The sequence below is a fragment of the Embleya sp. NBC_00888 genome (genome assembly GCF_045207655.1).
In the GTDB taxonomy this organism is placed as follows: Bacteria; Actinomycetota; Actinomycetes; order Streptomycetales; family Streptomycetaceae; genus Embleya.
Window position 1 is genome coordinate 4,231,595 of record NZ_CP108785.1, and the last position, 15,670, is coordinate 4,247,264.

The window sequence follows — 15,670 nt, forward strand, 5'->3', positions numbered from 1 at the left end:
GGGGACGGCGTGACCGGACACGGGACGACCCAGGACGGCGTGGCCGAGGATCCGTTTGTCGCGCATCGCAGGCTGCTGTTCACCGTCGCGTACGAGATGCTCGGATCGGCGGCCGACGCGGAGGACGTGCTGCAGGATTCCTGGTTGCGGTGGGCCACCGTGGACCGGGCGCACGTGCGCGACCCGCGGGGTTACCTGGTCCGGGTGGTCATGCGGCAGGCACTCAACCGGCTGCGGTCGTTGGCGCGTAGCCGCGAGGACTACGTCGGCGAGTGGCTGCCCGAACCGCTGCTGACGAGCCCCGACGTCGCAGAGGATGTCGAACTCGCGGAAAGCGTGTCGATCGCGATGCTGACCGTGCTGGAGACGCTCGCACCGACCGAGCGGGCGGTGTTCGTGCTCCGCGAGGTCTTCGACATGCCGTACGGCGAGATCGCCGACGCCGTCGGGAAGTCCACGGTGACCGTACGGCAGATCGCGCGGCGGGCACGTGATCATGTCGCCGCCCGGCAGCCGCGGGTGCGGGTGAGCCGATCGGAACAGAAGGCGACGGTCGAGCGGTTCCTGATCGCGCTGCGCACCGGGCAGTTGCAGGAGTTGATGGAGGTGATGGCGCCCGACGTGATCCTGGTCGCCGACGGCGGCGGGCTCGCGAACGCCGCCCTGGCCCCGATCCACGGGGTCGAGCCGGTGGCGAGGCTGCTCGCGCGGGCGGACCGGCCGCCCGCCGCGGTCGAGGCGACGATGGTGTGGCTCAACGGCGCGCCGGCGGGACGTATCGAGGTCGCCGGTGAACCGGCCGTGGTGAGCCTGGTGGTGGAGGACGGGCGGATCACTCGGATCTACCTGGTTCGAAACCCGCAGAAGCTCATGCGGCTGGACGAACCGGCCGAGTTGGCGAGGTAGGTCCGCCACCGTCGACTGTCCACCGACATGGCCAGGAGTCGATTTTCCGCATCGGGAAACGGCTCCTGGCCGCGTCGCGTGCCCGACCGGCCATCATCCCAGGGCGTCGCGCAGGGCCGTTCGCACGTCTTCACCGAGCAGGGTGTGGACGGTGCTGCCGGGTAGCGTGGGCAGCGCCGCCCAATGGGTGACGGGTTCGGCGCACGGGCGGCCGTAGGGAAGTCGGATGATGCGGTCGGAGTCGATGAAGCAGTCGTGGTGTTCGGCGCCGTCTTCATCGACGTGGTGGGCGGCGAAGCGCATGGGCATCACCAGCCAGAAGTCCTGCCCGGACGTGGTGTCGTCCGGCTCCGCCCCGTCGTCGGACGGGTAGCGGCCGGTCGTTGCCGCCGCCACGGGCATGCCGTCCTTCGGCAGTCGCTCGCGTGCGTCCACCCACTCCACCGCCGCGTCCATTTCCACTCCCGATTCCGGTCCTGCTCGGATTGGTTGTTCTCGCCGTTCCCGGTTGGCGTGTGGCCCGGGAAGGCACGACTTCGCGTTCCGTGTCCGCCGGATGCGCGGACGCCACGCCCGGATGTCCGGATGCCCGGACGATGTGCGGTCGGATGACTCCAACGAAGCAGCCCGGTCGCCGGTTCCCGTCCCCGGGGCGGCGGCCGATCTTGCTACTTGGGGCCCGCGGCCGTCGTACGGGCGGTGGAACGGACGCGGTTCGGCGGGTGAGCCGAAACGCTTCCGGCGTTCCGGATCGCACACCGGCCGCGGAGTAGGTCGCGGGGGCCGGAGTCGGGGGCATACGGCGGCAGCACGACCGGCGTGAGCCGGTCAGGGAACGGCCGCGTGCGGCAGAGCGGGCGGGGCCGAGTGGTCAGGTGGGGATGTCGGTGAGCCTCCGCAAGGTGAACGGCTCGGCGAGGATCTCGTCCAGGACCTTCGCCACGTGCCGGAAGTGCGGCAGCGTGAAGTGGTGGTCCAGGGCGTCGCTGTCGACCCACTCCTCGAGGATGATCATCCGCTCCGGGCGGTCGGGGTCGACCAACGGCTGGTATCCCAGGCATCCCTCCTCCGCCACGGACGGCGCGATCATCGCGTTCAACTCGTCGCGCAAGCGCTGCTCCCGGCCCGGCTTGGCGACGAAGCCGGCGACGAGGACGAGGGTGTTCGACATCAGAGAACTCCAGGTGTCAGGGTCTTGCGGTGGCTGTTCGTCGAGCGAACGACACCCATCCTGCGAGCGGTTCGCCGCCCCGACCAGGGCTCCGGTCGACCACGGTCCGGCTTGCCTGGGTCTGCCGGGACCAGGCACCGCGAGCCGGTCGTCCGCGACACTGGACCCATGGATCGCGCACAGCAACTCAGCGAGTTTCTACGGGTCCGGCGTGCCCGTCTCAACCCCGACGACACCGGCGTTCCGCAGTTCGGTGGCCGGCGACGCGTGCCCGGCCTGCGCCGCGAGGAACTTGCCCACCTGGCGGGCGTCAGCGTCGACTACTACACCCGTCTCGAACAGGGCAGGGCCCGCAACGCCTCCTCCGACGTCCTGGACGCGGTTGCCCGCGCGCTGGGTCTGGACGACGACGAACGCGCGCACCTGCACAACCTGGCCCGCCCGACCACCACCCGCAAGCGCCCGAGCCGCGCCCAGCGGGTCGGCTCCGAGATGCGCCAGGCCCTCGATGCCCTCACGGGCGTCCCCGCCTACATCATCGGCCGCCGCCTGGACATCCTGGCCTGGAACGCCATGGCCTGCGCCCTGATCGCCGACTTCGCCGCGATGCCGGCCGTCGAGCGGAACATGGCCCGGATGGTCTTCCTCGACGAGGCGTCCAAGGACCTCTACCCCGACTGGGAGGACAAGGCCCGTACCACGGTCGCCAACCTCCGGCTCGACGCGGGCCGCCACCTCGACGACCCTCGACTGGCCAGTCTCGTCGGCGAACTCTCGCTGGGCAGCGCCGACTTCCGACGTCTGTGGGCCGACCACAACGTCCGCGGCAAGACCCGCGGCAAGAAACGCTTCGCCCACCCCCGACTCGGCGACCTCAGCCTCGACTATGTCGCGATGCGGGCTCCGGACGACCCGGACATGACCATGATGATCTACAGCGCACCCATCGGCTCGGACGCCGCCATCGCCCTGCAACTCCTCTCCACGCTCAGCGCCCGACCCCACTCCGGCCCTCCGCAGGCCTATTGCGCCCCTCAGCCGGTCCACCTCGAACACTGACGGGCACCGACGGGCACTGACGGGCATCCCGAACACCACGCTGAATACCCGTCAACGACCTCCTCTCCACCAACCCCGTCACCTTCGTCGCGGAACGCCTCCAGGGCCGGCCGGGCCGGCCCGGTTACGCGACCCGACTCCGTCGGACCACGAACGCCGATGGCCACGCGTACATTCCGGCCGACGAGGTCAGCGGTTCGATCACGGCCTTCGGCGTCGGGGTGGCGGGAGGTTTGGTGGGGTCTCGGGCGGAGGGGGCCGGCGGTGTGCGTGTCGCCCGCCACGGGCGGGTCGTCGGGCCGGCAAAATCGCGACATGGAACGTGTGCTCGGAATCGGTGGATACTTCATTCGCGCTTCGGCTCCGGCGGATCTGGGGGCCTGGTACCGGGACTTCCTCGGCTTGGACGCAGACGAAAACGGCCTGTGGCACCAGGAGGCGGGCCTCACCGTCTTCGCGCCGTTCGAGGTCGGGACGGACTACTTCGGCTCTCGTACCCAGCAGACCATGCTGAACTTCCGGGTCCGCGACCTGGACGCCATGCTCGCGCAACTCCGTGCCAAGGGCGCGGATGTAGCCGACGAGACCCAGGATATGGCGGGCGTCGGACGCTTCGGCTGGGTTACCGACCCCGAGGGCAACCGCATCGAACTCTGGCAGTCCGCCTAGTCGGTGCGCTGAACAGGGACGTCGAACGGGTTTGGTCGGGCTGCGTCGGCACCGGCGTTGTCGGCGTCGGGTGCGGGCGCGTTCGCGGTGTCGGGCGGCGGGGATCTCGGGCGAGGCGAGGCGCTTCTACGCCGGTCGCGACGCCGCCCCTTCCCCCGGAGCGCACGTCCGCCTCACATCCGCCAGCGTTCGTTCGGGGTTCCGGCCCAGGCCCATTGGGCGTCGGGTTCGACGGTGATGCCGAAGTCGTAGGCGTGTACTTCGGCGTCGTCCTGCCAGGCGATGATCGCGGCTGCCTCGTTCCACAGCTTTCTGGGGCCGCCTTGGAGGGCGTGTCCGGTGTCGGCGGTGTCGTCGACCAGGGCCCAGGAATCCTTGTTGTCGTGCAGCCACCATTTCGCGCCGCCCGCGCCGGTAGAACGGTGGACATCGGGCAGTTTGAGTGCGAGCGCTTGCGTGTGGTTGCCGTCTGCGGACAAGCCGGCAAGGTGCCAGTCCACGGGAGTGCTGTCGTGAGCCGGGTGCGCGGCCCGGATCTCGTCGAATACGTCGTGCCCGAGGTTGCGGTGGCCGCGCAGGGGCATGAACGCCACGCTTTTGACGAACCGGCCGCTGGCCACGCCGTGTTCCTTCGCGACCAGGCGCAACAGGCTCCCGGACTCGAACGGGGGAGAGAAGGGCACCACCAACACCGCGCCTGGCACCGTACGTTCGACCCAGGCTTGAGGGATGTGCCGGGTGACGGCGGCGGTGGCGTGAACCCGATCCCAACGCCAGTCCACTCCGTCCACTCCGGCGGCCGAGGCGCTGTCCTCGCCGTCGCCCGCTACGACCCGGACCGTCTCTGCCCAGGGGGACAGACGCGCGCGGGCGGCGTCGGCGAGGGCCCGGTCGATTTCGACCGTCACCACACGACCACGCGGGCCGACTCGATGGGCCAGCAGCGCGGCGGTCCACCCGGAGCCGGTACCCACCTCCCACACCCGCTGCCCCGGTCGCACGTCGAGAGTGGACAGGAAGTTCGCGACGGCGAGCCGGTCGCTGATCGAACTGGTCGCCACCTCGCCGTGTTCGGCGCCCACGCCGTCGTCGACTTGGGTGACCACCGGCCCACGGCCATCCACCACGGCCGACCACCCGGCAGGGTCGGTGCGCCGGTCCACGCGGGTGTAGACGTCGCCGTCGTCGCGCCAGATCACGTCGGGCACGAACGCCTCGCGTCGCACCGCATCCATCGCCTCACGTATCCAAGGGGCTCCGGAGAACGCGCCCGCCGCGTCGAGTTCGCGCAGCGCGGCTTCGTGGCGGCTCACGGTTTCTTGTGCTTGCCGCCGCCGGGCTTTTGCACGTCCGGATTCTGCCCGTCCTGGTCCCGGGTCGGCTGTGGCTTGTCGTCGGGCTTCCCGTCGTTCGGCTTTTCGTGCTCACCCACGACGACCCCTTTCGTATACCGATAGTCATTGGAACATGGCACACAGTAGTTGCACAATGTCCGTCCGTCGGTACGGTGTTGCGCGCCGCGCGGCGTCGGGGTGAGCGTTCGGCGGCCGATGCCGTGGCGATCGCCCCGCTTCGACCCGGTGAGGAGTACGGCCCGTGCCGGGCCTTCGTGGGGGTGGCGGTGCTCCACCTGCGCTTAACCGGTCGAGGACGTAGGCGAGTTCACCCGGCATGCCCGGGGTGGACTCGGTCGGCCCCGTTACCTGGATGTTCCGCTGTGACATGAAAGTGCCTTCTTCCATCGGTGTCCGGGGGCGCAGAGGATGGGTTCCGTAAGACGAAGTGCCCCAAGGGGCGCGGGTCGGATGAACAGAACCGGGAGCACCCCATGTCCACGACGCTCGACGAGTCGACGCGCAAGCTGCTCGACGGCAGGAACTTCGCCACCGTGTCGACGCTCAACGCCGACGGAGGTCCCCAGGCTTCGGTGGTCTGGTATCAGCGGGACGGCGACACCGTGGTGTTCTCCGCGACCGAGGGGCGGGCGAAGGTACGGAACCTCCGTCGTGACCCCCGGGTCAGCGTCACGGTCTTCGACCTGGACAACCCCTACCACTCGGTCGAACTGCGAGGCACCGCCGAGATCGTCCCGGACCCGGCGAAGGAGCTTCCACTCGCGCTCTCGCTCAGGTATCTCGGCGAGGCCCCGCCGCCGGAGCCCGACGAGATCGCCCGGGTGATCGTCCGCGTGACACCGACCAAGGTGCACAGTTTCTCGGTCTAGGCCCAATACCAGTGACTTTGATGGGGTTCGCTCGTTGGATGGGTTGTGCCAAGGCCTGGGCAGGTGAAGTCGTCGACGGGTGAGCGGTTCTCGGATCGGATCGCGTTGGGGGTGTTGACGCGTGCGTTTCCGCCGGAGTTGGTCGACGAGGTGGTCGCGGGGTGTGGGCGGGTCGAGCAGCGTCGTCGGTTGTTGCCGGCGAGGGTGGTCGTCTACTTCGTCCTGGCGATGTGTCTGTTCTCGGGTCAGGGCTACGAGGAGGTCGCGCGTCTGCTCACGCAGGGTCTGGAGCGGGAGCGTCGGTGGGTGGGGACGTGGCGGGTTCCGACGACCGGGGCGATCGGGCGGGCGCGGCTGCGGTTGGGGCCGGAGCCGTTGAGGGTGTTGTTCGCTCGGGTGTGTCGTCCGGTGGCGGTGCCGGGGACGGTCGGGGCGTGGTATCGCGGGCGCCGTCTGGTCGCGGTGGACGGCACGACCTTCGATCTGCCCGACAGCGAGGCGAACGCGGGTTTCTTCGGTCGGCCGGGTACGAGTCGGGGCCAGGGTCGGAGCGCGTATCCGCAGGCGCGGGTGGCCGTGTTGGTCGAGTGCGGCACCCACGTGGTGTTCGCGGCCGACGTCGCGCCGCTCGCCGTGCGCGAGACGATCGCGGCCCGGCGGTTGTTCGCGTCGTTGGAGCCCGGGATGCTCCTGTTGGCCGACCGGGGTTTCCACGACTTCGAACTGTGGCGGGCGGCGTCCGCGACCGGCGCGGACCTGTTGTGGCGGATCAAGGGCAACGCCGTGCTCCCGGTCCTGGCCTCTCTGCCCGACGGGTCCTACCTGTCCGAGATCTTCGCCGGTCACGACCGCCGGCGCGTCGATCCGATCCGGGTCCGTGTGGTCGAGTACACCCTGGGCCCGGGCGGTGGGGAGGAGATCGTGTATCGGCTGATCACCACCGTCCACGATCCCTCGGCGGCTCCGGCCGCCGAGTCGGCGGCGCTGTATCACGAGCGGTGGGAGATCGAGACCGCCCTCGACGAGATCAAGACCCACCAGGGCGGTCCCGGCCACGTGTTGCGTTCCCGTCACCCGGCGGGTGTCGAACAGGAGATCCTCGGTGTTCTCCTGGTCCACCACGCCCTGCGCGACCTGATGCACCACGCCGCTCGGGATGTGGACTGCGACCCGGACAGGCTGTCCTTCATCCGAACCCTGCGCGTCGTCCGCCGCCACGTCACCGGCCAGGCGGCGTTTTCCCCCCTCCCGACTCGCCGTCGCACTCCTCGCCACCCTGTGTGAGATCCACGAACGGCCCCTGCCGCCGAGGCGGTTGCGCTCCAACCCCCGCGTCATCAAGCGCAAGATGTCCAACTGGGCGCTCAAGCGAACCGAGCACCGCAGCACACCCCCACCGAACCCACCCGACGTCACGCTCGTCGGACCGACCCGCACCACCCCAACCTGCCGCAGAAAGACCTAAAAACACCGGTATTGGGTCTAGGCCCTGTCCGGTGGATCCTGGTGGATCGGGCCGCGTCGGCCGGTGTCGTGCCTCGGCGTGCCGGAGAAGCAGCCGCATGGTGGTTCCATTCGGCTGTTTCTCCGGTGCGGCAGGCGCGGTGCCAGGCGGCGCGGAGCCGGTCCGGGACGGCCGCTCGGTTCGATGAGCCACCACGGGTGGGGGCGGTTTGGCGCGGGTGGCTGTTACCCGTTGCGTTCGGAGCCGCGCGTGGAGCGGGTGCGCCACCAGGCGTCCAGGTATTGCTGCGCTTGGTCCGCTTGTGAACGGCCCTGTTCCGGTGCTTTCGGCTCGCGGAACGCACCGCTTCTCAGTTCGTCCCGGGCGGGGGCCATCCGTACCGCGGCGCCGAAGCCGGAGGCGGCGAGACCGGGGGTAGCCGTGCCTTCCCGCCCGGTTCGTGGCCACGTGGACGCGCCCCGACGTGCTTTTGGCGTAGGCGAGTTGATGGCGGACCATGCCCTTGCCGGCACGACGTAAGCCGCGCGCGCCCCGCGGGCGGCTCGCCGCCTGTACCGCGTCGGAGCGCACGCGGTGTTCCCGGTCCGGTTGTCCCGGCTCCTGGACCGCGGCGGGGACGGCGACTTCGTTTCTTCCGGCCTTCGTGCGTGGACGCCCGGCCCGCCAAGAGTGTGGGGGTCGGGCGCGACCTTCTCCCGGTGGATCACGGTGGTCCGCCGACGAAGAGCGGTGCGGTCGAGCCGTTCCGGATGTCGGCGAACCGGTTCCCGAGACACCCGGTGGCCTTGAAAGTCCTTGCCGTGAAGGTGCCTTCGACACAGGTACGGGGAACGACCCAGCGTGGCCATCGCGGTCGGGTCCGAGATTGCGGCGACCGGGCGCGATGATTGATCCTGTCATCGCGGATCGCGTCCACGACCTGACCTGTCCCGAGGAGGAGACCCGCGGTGGCCAACCTGGAGAACACCCGCTGGGAGCGACTGAAGGTGGCGGCCTCGCGTGCCCGGGAGATCGTCGGCCAACCCGTGGCCGCTCCTTCGGACAACGTTCTGAAGGACACGCGGCTGTTTCGTCGACAACTGAGCGACCTCGAACGGCCGGACTACTGGCGGACTCTCGACCAAGGGCTGCGCGAACTGCAAACTTTGCGGACCAACGCGATCCGCGACCGTGACGACAAGACACTCGCACAAGTCACCGCCTGGGCAGCCGCCCGCGGCCGGTTCCCACATCGCACCCGGGCGGCACTGGAGCGCCCGGGGGTGACCGCTGCCCAGGTCGAGGTCCGCGAGTATCCGTCGCCCGGATCCTCCAAGGGTTTCCACGAGGTGCAAAAGCTGATTCTCGATACCTTTCGCGACGCCGACGCCGACGCCGACGCCGACGCCGACGCCGCGGCGGGCGGGCAGGATCCCCAGACCCCGCCGAGCGGCCCACAGGCCAAGTCCACCCTTCGGCTCCTGGACGAGCGACTGGCCCCGCTGCGTACCCTGCTCGACAGCGACAACTCGCGCTATTCCGCGGCGGCATCGGCGAAACTGGGCGATTTCCGCACCCGACGGGAGACGACATCCGCCGGACGTACGCCAAGCAACACCCCTGCGCCCTCCCGTACGGCACCGCAGCAGGCCCATGGCACGGAAACCGGCGCCGGGGGCGTGGAGGCGGCGAACAAGGCGCGCCTGGGCCTGGGCGCCGCGCGCGGTGACGCGGCTACGGCGGGCTCCTCCGACTCGCAACCCCAAGAGCGCGGCACCGGTCACGGTCTGACGCGAGGCAACCCCGGCTCCACACCATCCGGCCTCGCCCAACCATCCCCGATGAAGCGTGACGTCCGCGGCAACGAAGTCTGATCCCGAGCAGGGTGGGCGCCGAGGTCACGGGGGCGCCGCGCCGACGACGGATCAGGACACGGACATTCCGCCCACTGCGGTGAGGCTTTGGGAGCCGGCGCGGAGGTGTGGTCGGGTCGCTCGCCGTGGGTCTGCCGTGGGACCGGGAGAATGGGCTCATGGGTACGGACATCTACGGCTGCGTCGAGACGCGGTCCTTGGGTGGGGGCTGAGGGCAGTGGCGGGTGGTGGTCGAGATCGCGGAGTGCGCCCTCGATCGGAACTACGACGCGTTCGGTTGCCTGTTCGGTCTCCGCAATCTGGCGAACTTCCGTCCTCTGGCGGCCGATCGTGGGCTTCCGTCCGATGCCTGCGAGCTCGCCCGTGCGCGGCACGCGGAATGCGACGGTGACCGGGAGACGTGGATCGACTGGGCGCAACTGCGGGCTGTGAACTGGGACGAGCCCGCCGAGGGCCTCGACGATCGGGTCTACGAGTACCGCCGGACCCGCGACGGGCTCGAGTACGTCGGCAAGTCCACCCACAGCCCCCGCCTGGCCCGTGTCCTCGGAATCGGCGGGCTCGTCAAGGGAGGGGATTACCCACCGGGTACCGAATGGGCCGTCGACGACCGCGTCTTCCGTGTCGAGCGCATGCGACGACGGGAGGCGGTGCCGCCCGACGGGCGATGGGGGCGGGTGTGGGCGGAGATGGCACGGGCCGCGAGATCCTGCGGAGACGACGGCGTGCGCCTGCTCGTGTGGTTCGACGCGTGACACCGGCAAACCCACCCGGGAACCCACATCTGCGCCCCCGCCCAGCTCAGCGCGTCGTGCCGGGTTTGGGCGAGGAGTCCCACCCGTTTCTCGACATGTGAACTGCGCCGTGTGCGTTGGTTGTTGATCCGCCTGCCGAGGCGGATCACCACCAGCACCCACTACGCGAGAGGACCGCGCGGTCCAGGCCCATCGGTTGGGCAGCAGGCGGGGTAGCGCCGACCAGCCGCCCCGGCCCCGGCCTCGGCATCGGACTGTTGTGTCGGTGGCGGATCGTCTTTCCGGCATGGATGAGGTTGCCGGGATCGACGTGGTCGTGAGTTGTGGTGGCGGCGTTGCGTGGGGCGAAGGTGTTGCTTCCGGTCTTGACGAGTGGTGGTGAGCAGTGCATTCACGGCTGCTCGTGGTTTTGGGATCGCAACCCGTTCAGTAGGCGGTCCAACGCTTGCTCGGTCTGTCCCAACGCTTCCGCGCTCGCCGACCGGGCCAGCCACAGCGCGGCCTCGTTCATTGCCCCGGACAACAATCGCGCGAGCGGCTCCACCGGTTGGTCGGCGATGGCTCCGGCCTCCACCAGGGCGTCGAGAGCCTCGGTCAGATGCCGAGCGGAAGAGTCCTCGTCCATGGCCCGCCATTCGTCCCAGCCGAGCACGGCCGGCGCGTCGATCAGCACGATTCGGCGCACCGTCGGATCGCACCCGGCGGCGAGGAAGGCCCGGCAGCCGGCCCGCAGTTGCTCCCATGGGTCGTCGTACGGCTCGGCGGCGTCCGCGACCCGGTCACCGAGTTCGCACTGTACCTCGGCGACCACCGCCCGGAAGAGTCCGGCCTTGCTGTCGAAGTGGTGATAGGCGGCCCCCTTGGTGACCCCCGCCGCCTGCGCCACGTCGGTGAGAACCACGTCGTGATAGCCGTCGGCGGCGAACCTCCGGCGCCCCTCGGCCAGCAGTGCCCGTCGTGTCGCCGCCCGCTGCTCGGCTCTCGTGACAGCCATCCTCGGTTCACCCTTCCTTTCGCATACCCCGGGTATGCTACCTTCCATTTCACATACCCAAGGTATGTGAAAGTCGATCCGCAGGCAGATGGAGACGTGTCATGAAGGTCGAGCTCGGCAGCTTCTACCCGGTGATCGCCACCCGCGATGTCGCCGCATCACGCCACTTCTACGCCCGACACTTCGGGTTCGAGGTGTCCTTCGAGGCCGACTGGTACGTGAGCCTCCACCGGCCGGACGCCCCGCAGTACGAACTCGCCCTGCTCGACCACGCCCATCCGACCATCCCCGATGGGTATCGCACCCCTCTCCAGGGCGGCCTGCTGCTCAACTTCGAGGTCGACGACGTGGACGCCGAGCACCACAGGCTGGTCGCACTGGCCGGCCTGCCCGAACTCCTCTCCCTGCGCACGGAGGAGTTCGGGCAGCGCCACTTCATCGTCGCGGCGCCGGACGGCGTCATGATCGACGTCATCACCGTTGTCCCGGCCACCGGGGAGTACGCCGAGCAGTACGCCCCGGGCCACACCCCGTGAACCCAGGGCGCGCGAGTCCGACGGTCACAGCCACTCGTCGACAGGCGCGACGAGGACGGCCGCCCCCGGGTACACGCCGCCCCCGGCCACCTGCCGTTCCGGGCCGTGGTCCCCTCCCGGCCGTGTTCCCCTCCCGGCCGCCTGCCGCCCCTGGTCGGGGCCGGCCGGAGCCGTGCGATCAGTGCGTCCGGCCCGAGTGCCGGGGAGGGTCCGTCCCACGCGCGTTCGTCGGGGTTCGGTATGGCGGCGCCGCTGGGAGGAGAACCGCGCGTGTGTCGCCGTGGGGCAATTCACGGCGCCGTCGCCGGCTCGGCGTGCCCTGGAGGGGGCGGACGCCCGACTTGGCGAGGGTGGCCGAGTCGGCGGGTACTCCCGACTTGGCGGGGACGTCGACGCGTGTCCGGGACTCCTGGCGAGGGTACGACGAGCCGGTACGTCCGCCGAGGCGCTGACGGCGCCCGCCCGGGCGTTGCGGGCCCGCCGTGCCGCGGCGGGCAACCCGTCCCTGCGCGAGCCGAGCGATCGCGCCGGGTACGGGAGGCTGCCGCGCAGTTCGGCGTGCGAAGCGCTGCTGCGAAGCGCTGCGCGGAGACCGCCTGCCGTCCGCGCCCCTCGTCGCGGTGCTGCTCACGACGCTGGGCGTCGATCCCGCCGAGTGCCGGTATGGCTCGCAGCGCGCGCCCACGTCGACGCGCGCACACGTGGCGATGCGGGCCCAGTTCGCGGTGCGCGCCGCCGACGCGCAGGGGCCGTCCCTCGAACGGATCGACATCGAGGAGCCGGGTCCCCCTTGCCGGCACGGATCCGTGGGCGTCCCGCACACACTTCGCAGCATGCTCGGCTCACGGCGACGGACCCGGCTCCGGATCCTCGGTGTGCTGTGCGTACTGCTCGTGTTGTTGGCGACGTCTATCGCGGTTGGTGGGCGGGAGTCGCGTCGACCCAGCGGCGGTAGGCGTCCGCGTCGACGTTGCTTCCGCACACGATGGTCACCACGTGTCGGCCGGCGAAGCGGTCGCGGTCTTCGAGGATCGCCGCGATGCCGAGTGCGGCCGACGGTTCGACGACGAGGCCGGCGTGGTCGAGCAGCATCCGCATGCCGGCGATGATCGACGCCTCCCGGACCAGGACGGCGTCGTCGGCGACCAGGAGGAGGTCGTCCAGGACGGCCGGGATGGGACGTCGGCCGGCGACGCCGTCGGCGATGGTGTCGGTCGAATCGGTGGTCACGACGCGCCGTTGGTGCCACGAGTGGGTCATCGCCGGTGCGCCCAGCGGCTGGACGCAGATCACCTCGACTTCGGGCGCCAGGGCCTTGAGCACGTGCCCCACACCGGTGGCCAGCGCACCGCCGCCGAGCGCGATCAGGACGGCGTCGAACGGCGTTACGGACTCAACCAGTTCCAGACCGATGGTCGCCGCGCCCTCACAGGTCTCGAGATCCAGGCTGTCCTCGACCAGCCGGATGCCCTCGTACCGCGCGACGGCCGCCGCCCGCTCGCGGGCCATCTCGAAGTCGCCGTCCACCAGCTCCAATTCGGCGTCCAACGCGCGGATGCGAGCAAGCTTGGCCGCGGGGGCGAACCGGGAGGCCACGACGGTGACGTCGAGCCCCCGGCCGCGACCGGACCAGGCGAGGGCCTGGCCGAGGTTGCCCGCGCTGGCGCACACGACGGCTCGCGAGCCTTGGTCGACGAGCAGGCTCGTGACCACCTCGGTGCCGCGGGCCTTGAAGCTGCGGACCGGGTTCGCCGTTTCGAGCTTGACGCTCACCGAGCACCCGAGCTCGGGCTCCAGCCCCTCACAGCGGTACAGCGGAGTGTCGAGAAAAATGGGGTCGATCACCCGGCGGGCCGCTCGGATCCGATCGGTGTCGAGGCGTGTCTCCTGCACGACACAGCAGCGTAGCGCCGCCTGTGGTGTTCCGCCTGCGGTCTTCCGTACGGCGGTCGTGGTGATGACGACGGCGGCGTGGAAGGCGTCGGCAACAGCGCTGCCGTCACTGCCCCTTCCGCTGTGCCGGGACGCGGGTGGTGGCAAGTCTGTCGCGTCTCGGCGGAGAGGCATCCGCCACACAACCGCCGGACGCGTAGCCTGCGGCTGGCGCGGGGCGCGGGGCGCGGGGCGCGGGGCCCACGAGACTTCGGCGTGGGACGGGTTCGAGGCCCCTTTTCGGCACGCGGTGATGATGCCTGATCGCGGCGGAGGGACTCGATATCCTCCAGGAAACGGTGCCGAGGTAGGTACTGGCGCGACGACTCGGCACCCGAACAGCGCTTCGCACCCTGGGCGCGGCCTCCCGCTCCGTAGTAGCCGGGTCATGCTGCGGCTGTCTGCATTTCGCCGAACGGGTCCGGGAAAGCGGGCGTTTCGTCAGCCTCCGGGGACGGAGTGACGCCGACGTGACGGCCGTCGGGGCCGACCACATGCCGATGACGTGCCGATCACGTGCCACTGACGTGCCGACGAGATGCACACGACATGCCGATGCGCGAACACCGCCCCGGCAGGGCGGTGTTCGCGCATCGGCATCTCTTCAGACGTGGACGACGGGTCGTCCCTCGGTTGCCGACGTGTGTTCGGCGATGCGCTTCGTCGCCGGCTTGCGCAGGCCCAGGGCCACCAGGGCGGTCACCGCGATCCCGGCCGCCGCGATGAACACCGCGGTACGCAACCCGTCGGTGGTCGCGCCGCGGAGGGCTTCGCCGGTGAGGCCGTGCAGGCCGGAGTTGGCGACCGCGACCAGCAGCGCGAGGCCGACCGCGCCGCCGATCTGCTGGCTGGTCGACGCGACACCGGACGCGATGCCCTGCTCCTCGGCGGGCACGCCGAGCGCGGCGGCGCCGAACATCAGGGTGTAGCCGGCCCCCTGCCCGATGCCGAGCACGACGAGCCCGGGGACGAGCGCGGCGTACGACGCCCCGACGGCCATGGTTGAGCCGACGATCACCGCGCCGACCGCGCCGACCAACAGCGCCGCGATCATGGTCGGACGGATGCCGTACCGGGTGGCCAGGCGCCCGGCGGTCTGCGAGCCGACCGCGATCGCCACCATCGGGACCAGGAAGGCCAGCCCGGTGGTCAGCGCGTCGTAGCCGTGCACGCCCTGGAAGTAGACGGTGAGGAAGTACAGCAGCGTGCCGAAGGTACCCATGTAGAGGAACGTGACGACGGTGCCCACGCTCAGGTTGCGGTTCGCGAACAGCCGAAGCGGCAGCAGGGGATCGGCGCTGTGGCGTTCCACGGCGACGAAGGTGGCGAGCAGCAGGGTGCCCGCGATGCACGCGGTCAGGACGGCCGGAGAGGTCCATCCCGATTCCGGACCCTGCACGAGCGCGAAGACGACCGCGGTGACTCCGATGGTGGAGGTGAGCGCACCGGCCAGGTCGAACGAACGCCCCTTGGCGCGCGGCGAGTCCGGGGCGATCAGCACGAACGCGAGCAGCGCGGCGGCGCCGGCCAGCGGCACGTTGACGAAGAAGACCGACGCCCAGCCGAAGGCGTCCGTGAGGACCCCGCCGAGGAGCGAACCCAGGATCATGCCGCTGCCGCCGGCCGTGCCCCACACCGCGAACGCCCGGTTCCGCTCACGTCCTTCGGCGAAGCTCGTGGACACCAGCGTCAGCGTCGCGGGGAACAGGAACGCGCCGCCGACCCCTTGGATCGCCCGGGCGGCGATGAGCAGCCCCGGCCCGCCGGCGAGCCCGCCGAGCAGCGATGAGCCGGCGTACAGGCTCAGGCCGAGGGCGAACATCCGGCGCGGCCCGAACAGGTCGCTCGCCCGGCCGCCGAGCAGCAGGAACCCGCCGAACGCGACGGCGTACGCGCTGATCACCCATTGCAGGCTCTGCGCCGAGAACCCGAGGCCGGAGCCGATCTCGGGCAGCGCGACGTACACGATGTTGTAGTCGACGGAGAGGATGAGCTGGGCGAATGCCAGCAGTGCCAGGGTCGGTCCGAGGCGGCGGCGCGGCGGGGCCGCGGACACGGTCGGGGACGTGGTCGAGGGCATGGCGAGGCCTGCTTTCGTGAGGACAC

Annotated in this window: 15 protein-coding genes; 8 read left to right on the forward strand and 7 right to left on the reverse strand. The window is 70.4% G+C overall.

Going from position 1 to position 15,670, the window contains the following annotated elements:
• Nucleotides 1–39: 39 nt before the first annotated feature.
• Nucleotides 40–906 carry an RNA polymerase sigma-70 factor gene (locus OG948_RS52725; protein WP_331773591.1) on the forward strand — a complete coding sequence of 289 codons (867 nt, stop codon included), beginning with the start codon at nucleotides 40–42 and terminating at the stop codon, nucleotides 904–906.
• A gap of 93 nt (nucleotides 907–999) precedes the next feature.
• Here the strand turns inward: OG948_RS52725 and OG948_RS52730 are convergent, their stop codons facing one another.
• A complete protein-coding gene (locus tag OG948_RS52730) occupies nucleotides 1,000–1,362 on the reverse strand; it encodes an AQJ64_40280 family protein (RefSeq protein WP_331772207.1) in 363 nt (120 codons plus the stop codon).
• Nucleotides 1,363–1,777: 415 nt separating this feature from the next.
• The gene (locus OG948_RS52735) at nucleotides 1,778–2,077 is read right to left on the reverse strand and encodes a putative quinol monooxygenase (RefSeq protein ID WP_331772208.1); all 300 of its coding nucleotides are present in this window, start codon (nucleotides 2,075–2,077) and stop codon (nucleotides 1,778–1,780) included.
• A 168-nt stretch (nucleotides 2,078–2,245) separates the two neighbouring features.
• On the opposite strand from OG948_RS52735, the gene OG948_RS52740 reads away from it, so the two are divergent.
• Together OG948_RS52740 and OG948_RS52745 are read left to right on the forward strand one after the other, a co-directional pair.
• The gene (locus OG948_RS52740; protein WP_331772209.1) at nucleotides 2,246–3,136 is read left to right on the forward strand and encodes a helix-turn-helix transcriptional regulator; all 891 of its coding nucleotides are present in this window, start codon (nucleotides 2,246–2,248) and stop codon (nucleotides 3,134–3,136) included.
• A gap of 315 nt (nucleotides 3,137–3,451) precedes the next feature.
• Nucleotides 3,452–3,805, forward strand: a complete 354-nt coding sequence (locus OG948_RS52745) for a VOC family protein (protein ID WP_331772210.1) — start codon at nucleotides 3,452–3,454, stop codon at nucleotides 3,803–3,805.
• 173 nt (nucleotides 3,806–3,978) lie between these two features.
• Here OG948_RS52745 and OG948_RS52750 read toward each other — a convergent pair whose 3' ends face one another.
• Entirely contained in the window at nucleotides 3,979–5,118 is a 1,140-nt protein-coding gene (locus OG948_RS52750) for an rRNA adenine N-6-methyltransferase family protein (protein WP_331772211.1), read from the reverse strand.
• The gene (locus OG948_RS52755) at nucleotides 5,115–5,237 is read right to left on the reverse strand and encodes a hypothetical protein (protein WP_331767677.1); all 123 of its coding nucleotides are present in this window, start codon (nucleotides 5,235–5,237) and stop codon (nucleotides 5,115–5,117) included. Before OG948_RS52755 ends, OG948_RS52750 begins: the two co-directional genes overlap by 4 nt.
• 396 nt (nucleotides 5,238–5,633) lie before the next feature.
• Between OG948_RS52755 and OG948_RS52760 the strand changes: the two genes are divergently transcribed.
• From OG948_RS52760 to OG948_RS52775, 4 genes are all read left to right on the forward strand, one after another.
• Nucleotides 5,634–6,029, forward strand: a complete 396-nt coding sequence (locus tag OG948_RS52760) for a PPOX class F420-dependent oxidoreductase (protein WP_331772212.1) — start codon at nucleotides 5,634–5,636, stop codon at nucleotides 6,027–6,029.
• Nucleotides 6,030–6,074: 45 nt separating this feature from the next.
• Complete coding sequence (locus OG948_RS52765; protein WP_331772213.1) at nucleotides 6,075–7,313, forward strand: IS4 family transposase; 1,239 nt, start codon at nucleotides 6,075–6,077, stop codon at nucleotides 7,311–7,313.
• 1,128 nt (nucleotides 7,314–8,441) lie between these two features.
• A complete protein-coding gene (locus OG948_RS52770) occupies nucleotides 8,442–9,347 on the forward strand; it encodes a hypothetical protein (protein ID WP_331772214.1) in 906 nt (301 codons plus the stop codon).
• Between the two features lie 224 nt (nucleotides 9,348–9,571).
• On the forward strand, nucleotides 9,572–10,102 hold the full coding sequence (locus OG948_RS52775; RefSeq protein WP_331772215.1) for a hypothetical protein: 531 nt from the start codon (nucleotides 9,572–9,574) through the stop codon (nucleotides 10,100–10,102).
• Between the two features lie 391 nt (nucleotides 10,103–10,493).
• Here OG948_RS52775 and OG948_RS52780 read toward each other — a convergent pair whose 3' ends face one another.
• Complete coding sequence (locus tag OG948_RS52780; RefSeq protein WP_331772216.1) at nucleotides 10,494–11,096, reverse strand: TetR/AcrR family transcriptional regulator; 603 nt, start codon at nucleotides 11,094–11,096, stop codon at nucleotides 10,494–10,496.
• A 101-nt stretch (nucleotides 11,097–11,197) separates the two neighbouring features.
• Here OG948_RS52780 and OG948_RS52785 point away from each other — a divergent pair, with 101 nt between their 5' ends.
• Entirely contained in the window at nucleotides 11,198–11,632 is a 435-nt protein-coding gene (locus tag OG948_RS52785; RefSeq protein ID WP_331772217.1) for a VOC family protein, read from the forward strand.
• 909 nt (nucleotides 11,633–12,541) lie between these two features.
• Here the strand turns inward: OG948_RS52785 and OG948_RS52790 are convergent.
• The gene (locus OG948_RS52790) at nucleotides 12,542–13,525 is read right to left on the reverse strand and encodes a pyridoxal-phosphate dependent enzyme (protein ID WP_331772218.1); all 984 of its coding nucleotides are present in this window, start codon (nucleotides 13,523–13,525) and stop codon (nucleotides 12,542–12,544) included.
• Between the two features lie 643 nt (nucleotides 13,526–14,168).
• Nucleotides 14,169–15,644 carry an MFS transporter gene (locus OG948_RS52795; RefSeq protein WP_331772219.1) on the reverse strand — a complete coding sequence of 492 codons (1,476 nt, stop codon included), beginning with the start codon at nucleotides 15,642–15,644 and terminating at the stop codon, nucleotides 14,169–14,171.
• Nucleotides 15,645–15,670 lie beyond the last annotated feature (26 nt).